Source organism: Streptomyces durbertensis, from assembly GCF_014156695.1.
Taxonomy (GTDB): Bacteria; Actinomycetota; Actinomycetes; order Streptomycetales; family Streptomycetaceae; genus Streptomyces; species Streptomyces durbertensis.
Genome location: NZ_WMLF01000357.1, coordinates 1 through 5,633, shown reverse-complemented (window position 1 = coordinate 5,633; position 5,633 = coordinate 1). Strand labels below are relative to the sequence as shown.

Genomic DNA, 5,633 nt, shown 5'->3' with positions numbered 1-5,633 from the left:
GGCGGAGGACCGTGTGCTGCGCTGACTCCATGCCAGCAGCGTCCCAGCGCCCGCGCGGGTGTGGGGGCCCGGCGGGGCCAGCACCCCCCTTACGGGTGAGTGCCACCGGTTGTGCGCTCCGCCGAACGGGCCGCCGAACGGGCCGCCGAACGGGCCGCCGTCCGCGGCCTCGGCCGCAGCAGCCCGGCGCCCCAGACCAGCCCCGAGGCCAGGAGCGTCACCACCGCGAACGACACGGAAAGACTTGTCAGTTCGGCGATCCAGCCCACCAGTGCCGGCGCCGCCAGCCCCGACGCGTAGGCGAGCGTCGCCACCCCGGCGATCGCCTGGCCGGGCACCGCCGACGCACGCCCGGCGGCGGCGAAGCACAGCGGCACCACCACCGCGATGCCCACCCCCAGCAGCGCGAACCCGGCGACCGCGACCGCAGGCGTACCGGCGACGGTCACCAGTGAGCCGCCCGCCACCGCCAGCACCCCGCCGGCCCGCACGGTCGCCACCGCGCCCAACCGGCGCACCAGCGCGTCACCACCCAGCCGGGTGAGCGCCATCGTGCACACAAAAGCCGTGTAGGCACCTGCCGCCAGGCCCGGGGAAGCGTCGGTGACGTCCCGCAGATAGACCCCCGACCAGTCCATCGCCGCGCCCTCCGCGAACACCGCGCAGAACCCGACCAGACCGACGAGCAGCACACCGCGCGGCGGCAGCGCGAAGTGCGGAGGCGCCTTGGCGTCCCGCACCGGCACGCTGTCCGGCGTCCGCCCGGCGGCCACCTGCGCCACCATCAGCAGCACCGGCGCCACCAGCGCCGCGTGCAGCCGGCCGTCCACCCCCAGATGCGCCGCGCCGGCGCCCACCGCGCCGCCGACCAGCGTGCCCACGCTCCACAGCCCATGCAGACCGGACATGACCGGCCGCCCCAGACGCTTCTCGACCTCCACGCCCTGCGCGTTCATCAACACGTCCAGCAGCCCGAGCGAGCCGCCGAACAGCAGCATCGCCACGCACAGCCACACCAGCGCCGGCGCCTGAGTCGGCAACAGCAGACCCAGGCAGCACAGCAGCACCAGCAGCCGAAGTGCCCGCCGCTGCCCGTACCGGAGGGCCAGCCGGGGCGCCAACGGCATGGCCAGCGCGGCGCCGACCGTCGCGCACGCCAACGCCAGCCCGAGCAGTCCGGTGCCGATCTCCAGCCGTTCCCTGATCCACGGGATGCGGGTGGCGAAGGTACCGCTCGCGGCGCCGTGCACCGCGAAGACCACCCCGACCGCCCAGCGCGCCCTCGACGCGCCGCCCTCCCACGCCCGGCCGGACTCCGCCATACCTGCCCCTTCCCTGATCGCCGCCCCTCCGGGTCGGTGGATTCCGCACGCCGACCGGCGCGCCACGGCCCAGCGTGACAGCCGGGGCCCGTGTGAGTCACCCCACAGCAACCCGGCGTCGCGAAGTCGTCTCTCCGTGGCACACTTGACGCGTATCAGTGACGTCAGCGCACTCCGGGGTCGGTGTAATTCCGAACCGGCGGTTACAGTCCGCGACCCGGCCGCCTCCAGCGGTCGGTTGACCAGGTGAAACTCCTGGACCGACGGTGAAAGTCCGGATGGGAGGCAGTGCGCGGCGGGTCGTCGCGACGCACGTCGCAGGCGCGTTCCGTCCGGTCTGCCATGGCCGCCCGGCGGGACCTGCCGTCAGCCGTGCGAGTGCCCGGCCCGCTGTTCGTTTCCCACGTCAGCCCCGGAGTCCGTGCCCGATGAGGCAGGAGGACCCGGTGGCCACCGCAGCCGCAGCGCACCGTGAGCGCGACGCCATGCGCCGCGCCGTCGAACTCGCCGCCCGTGGGCTCGGACACACCAGCCCCAACCCCGTCGTCGGCTGCGTCGTACTGGACCGCACCGGCCGCGTCGTGGGGGAGGGCTGGCACAAGCGGGCAGGCGGCCCGCACGCCGAGATCCACGCGCTCGCCGAGGCCGGCGACGACGCCCGCGGCGGCACCGCCGTCGTCACGCTCGAACCCTGCAACCACACCGGACGCACCGGGCCCTGCGCCGAGGCACTGCTGGACGCCGGGATCAGCCGCGTCGTCTACGCCGTCGCCGACCCCACGCCGACCGCGGCGGGCGGCGCCGCCACCCTGGCGGCGGCCGGCGTCGACGTCGCCGGAGGACTGCTCGTCGAGGAGGCCGCCGCCGGCAACGCGGCCTGGCTGACCGCCGCCCGGCTGCGCCGCCCGCACGTCCACTGGAAGTACGCCGCGACCCTCGACGGGCGGACCGCCGCCGCCGACGGCACCAGCCGTTGGATCACCTCCGCCGCATCCCGCGCCGACGTGCACCGGCTGCGCGCCGAGTCCGACGCCGTACTGGTCGGCTCCGGCACCGCCCGCGCCGACGACCCGCACCTGGCGGTGCGCGGCGTCCCGGGCGCGACCCAGCCGCTGCGCGTCGTACTGGACACCGCGGCGGACGCCGTCACCCCCGGCGCCCGGGTGCTGGACGACACCGCGCCCACCGTCGTGTTCACCGCCGAGGACGCCGACGCCCGCGAGCTCGAGGACGCCGGCGTGGAGGTGCTGCGGGTGCCCAGGGCCGCCGACGGGCCGGGACTTGACCTTGCCGCCGTCCTGGACGCGCTCTACCGGCGGGACGTGCGCTCGGTACTGCTGGAGGGCGGCGCCACGCTGGCCGCCGCGTTCCTCTCCGCCGGCCTGCTGGACCGGGTGACCGGCTATCTGGCACCGGTACTGCTGGGCGCCGGCCCCGCCGCCCTCGCCGACGCCGGCATCGGAACCATCGGCGACGCCCGTCGCCTCACCCTCATCGAGACCGTCCGCCTGGGGCCGGACCTGCGGATCACCGCCGTCCCCCACACCACCGAGGAGCCCTGAGTGTTCACCGGAATCGTCGAAGAGCTGGGCGAGGTCACCGCGGTCACCGACCTCGGGGACGCCAGCCGGCTGCGCCTCCGCGGCCCCCTGGTCACCAAGGACGCCGCGCACGGCGACTCGATCGCCGTCAACGGCGTGTGTCTGACCGTCGTGGAGAACGTCGACGGCGAGTTCACTGCCGACGTGATGGCCGAGACGCTGCGGCGCACCGGCCTCGGCGACCTCACCCCCGGCTCCCCGGTCAACCTCGAACGCGCCCTCGCCGTCGGCGCCCGGCTCGGCGGCCACATCGTCCAGGGCCACGTCGACGGCACCGGCACCCTGCTGGAGCGCACCCCCGCCGAACACTGGGAGGTGCTCCGCTTCGCCCTGCCCCGGAACCTGGCCCGCTACGTCGTGGAGAAGGGCTCCATCACCGTCGACGGCGTGAGCCTCACCGTGGTGGAGGCCGGCGACGAGCACTTCACCGTCAGCCTCATCCCCACCACCCTCGCCCTCACCACCCTCGGCCGCCGCACGGTCGGCGAACGGGTGAACCTGGAGGTCGACGTCCTCGCCAAGTACGTCGAGCGGCTGGTGGGCGCGGGACTGGCGGACGGGATCGGGCGGGTGGCCGGCGCCGCCGACCCCGGCGAGGTGGCCGGATGAGCGCGCTCGGGGCACTCAACGACACCGCCTTTGTGCTGTTCGGCCAGAAGGTCATCTGGTCGGACATGATCGGCAACCTGCTGGGCCTGACCGCGCTCGCGCTCGGCTGGCGCCGTTCGCGCCTCACCTGGCCGGCGCAGCTGCTGGCCGGGCTGGTCCTGGTCGCCGCCTACCACTCGGCGAACCTCAGCGGGGGAGTGGGCAAGCAACTCCTGGTCATCGCGGTCGCGGTGTGGGGCTGGCGGCAGTGGCGCGCCGGCGCCGCGGCCGGAGAGGACGGCACGATCGCCGTCCGCTTCGCCACCGGCCGCGAGCGCCTGGCGCTGCTGGCCGGCACGGTGGCCGGCACCGTCGCGGTCGGCACGCTGTTCACCGTGTTCCCCGACCTGTCGTGGAGCCCGTGGGCGGACGCCTACATCTTCGTCGGCACCATCGCCGCGATGGTCGCCCAGGCCCGGGGCCTGGTGGAGTTCTGGTTCGCCTGGCTGCTGGTCGACCTGGTCGGCGTCCCGCTGGCCTTCAGCAGCGGACTGGTCTTCTCCGGACTTGTCTACCTGGTGTATCTCGTCCTGGTGTTGTGGGGCATGCGGGCCTGGTGGCTGCGCACCCGCCGCACCCCGGCGCCGGCCCAGCCGGCGCACACAGTGGAAGGAGCGGTGGTATGACCGCGCTGAGCAGCCTTGGGCAGTACCTCCCCGCGGCGGAGCCGGTCGACGAGGACCTGACGCTCGACCCGATCGAGCGGGCGATCGCCGACATCGCCGCCGGGCGCCCGGTGGTCGTCGTCGACGACGAGGACCGGGAGAACGAGGGCGACCTGGTGGTGGCCGCCGAGAAGGCCACCCCGGAGATCATCGCCTTCATGATGTCCGAGTGCCGCGGTCTGATCTGCGTGCCGATGGAAGGACCGGAGCTGGACCGGCTGGAGCTGCCGCAGATGGTCGGCCGCAACACCGAGTCGATGAGCACCGCGTTCACCGTCTCCGTCGACGCCTCCGCCGCGCACGGCGTCAGCACCGGCATCTCCGCCGCCGACCGGGCCACCACCATCGCGCTGCTCGCCGACCCCACCGCCGTCGCCGACGACTTCGTGCGCCCCGGGCACGTCTTCCCGCTGCGCGCCCGGGAGGGCGGGGTGCTCGTCCGCCAGGGCCACACCGAGGCCGGCGTCGACCTGGCCCGGCTCGCCGGGCTGCGGCCCGCCGCGGCGATCGTGGAGATCGCCGACCGGGACGGCACGATGATGCGGCTGCCGCGCCTGGTGCCGTTCGCCCGCGAGCACGGCCTTGCCATCGTCTCGATCGCCGACCTCGTGGAGTACCGCCGCGCCCGGGAGGAGGCCGCGGATCCGACGCCGGAGGCGGCCGCCCCGGCCGAGCGGGCCGCCGTTCCCGCGGCGGCGCGACCGGTGCCGCTGCCCGCCGTGCTGCGTGAGGCCGAGACCCGGCTGCCCACCGCCTACGGCGAGTTCCGGGCGTTCGGCTACCGCTCCACCGCCGACGGCGTCGAGCACATCGCGCTGGTGGCCGGCGACATCAAGGACGACCAGGACGGCGAGGACGTGCTGGTCCGCATGCACTCCGAGTGCCTGACCGGCGACATCCTCGCCTCCCACCGCTGCGACTGCGGCCCGCAGCTCGCCGAGTCGCTGCGCCGTATCCAGGCGGAGGGCCGCGGCGTCCTCGTCTACCTGCGCGGGCACGAGGGCCGGGGCATCGGCCTGCTGCCCAAGCTGCGCGCCTACGAACTCCAGGAACGCGGCCGCGACACGCTGGACGCCAACGTCGAACTCGGCCTGCCCGCCGACGCCCGCGACTACGCCGCCGGCGCCCGTATCCTCACCGACCTCGGGGTGCGCTCGCTGCGGCTGCTCACCAACAACCCGGAGAAGGCGCGGGCCCTCGGCGACCACGGCCTGCTCGTCACCGCCCGGGAGGCCGTCCCGGTGCAGGCCGGCGAACACAACCTGCACTACCTGCGCACCAAGCGCGACCGGATGGGACACGACCTGCCCTGGCTGGAGGAGGCGGCGGAGGTGGCCGGACCCCACTTCGCCGGCGCCCTCTCCGCCTGCCGCAGCTGACCGCACCACACCACCCCC

At 74.8% G+C, this 5,633-nt stretch carries 5 protein-coding genes and 1 riboswitch; of the genes, 4 read left to right on the top strand and 1 reads right to left on the bottom strand.

Going from position 1 to position 5,633, the window contains the following annotated elements; all coding sequences use genetic code 11:
• Positions 1 to 89: 89 nt before the first annotated feature.
• On the bottom strand, positions 90 to 1,322 hold the full coding sequence (locus GL263_RS20175; protein WP_182857146.1) for an MFS transporter: 1,233 nt from the start codon (positions 1,320 to 1,322) through the stop codon (positions 90 to 92).
• Positions 1,323 to 1,487: 165 nt separating this feature from the next.
• Positions 1,488 to 1,618, top strand: a riboswitch (FMN riboswitch).
• A 132-nt stretch (positions 1,619 to 1,750) separates the two neighbouring features.
• Here GL263_RS20175 and ribD point away from each other — a divergent pair.
• Genes ribD through ribB form a run of 4 tightly spaced genes read left to right on the top strand, consistent with a single transcriptional unit; the run spans position 1,751 to position 5,615 of the window.
• On the top strand, positions 1,751 to 2,884 hold the full coding sequence (gene ribD / locus GL263_RS20170; RefSeq protein WP_182857145.1) for a bifunctional diaminohydroxyphosphoribosylaminopyrimidine deaminase/5-amino-6-(5-phosphoribosylamino)uracil reductase RibD: 1,134 nt from the start codon (positions 1,751 to 1,753) through the stop codon (positions 2,882 to 2,884).
• The gene (locus tag GL263_RS20165) at positions 2,885 to 3,532 is read left to right on the top strand and encodes a riboflavin synthase (protein ID WP_182857144.1); all 648 of its coding nucleotides are present in this window, start codon (positions 2,885 to 2,887) and stop codon (positions 3,530 to 3,532) included.
• Positions 3,529 to 4,197, top strand: a complete 669-nt coding sequence (locus GL263_RS20160) for a nicotinamide mononucleotide transporter family protein (RefSeq protein WP_182857143.1) — start codon at positions 3,529 to 3,531, stop codon at positions 4,195 to 4,197. Before GL263_RS20165 ends, GL263_RS20160 begins: the two co-directional genes overlap by 4 nt.
• Positions 4,194 to 5,615 carry a 3,4-dihydroxy-2-butanone-4-phosphate synthase gene (gene ribB / locus GL263_RS20155; RefSeq protein WP_182857142.1) on the top strand — a complete coding sequence of 474 codons (1,422 nt, stop codon included), beginning with the start codon at positions 4,194 to 4,196 and terminating at the stop codon, positions 5,613 to 5,615. The genes GL263_RS20160 and ribB overlap by 4 nt, the downstream gene beginning before the upstream one ends.
• The last annotated feature ends 18 nt before the right edge of the window (positions 5,616 to 5,633 follow it).

Coding starts and splice junctions, on each gene's coding strand:
- GL263_RS20175 (WP_182857146.1), bottom strand. CDS start 1,322: ATGGCGGAGTCCGGCCGGGCGTGGGAGGGCGGCGCGTCGAGGGCGCGC.
- ribD (WP_182857145.1), top strand. CDS start 1,751: ATGAGGCAGGAGGACCCGGTGGCCACCGCAGCCGCAGCGCACCGTGAG.
- GL263_RS20160 (WP_182857143.1), top strand. CDS start 3,529: ATGAGCGCGCTCGGGGCACTCAACGACACCGCCTTTGTGCTGTTCGGC.
- ribB (WP_182857142.1), top strand. CDS start 4,194: ATGACCGCGCTGAGCAGCCTTGGGCAGTACCTCCCCGCGGCGGAGCCG.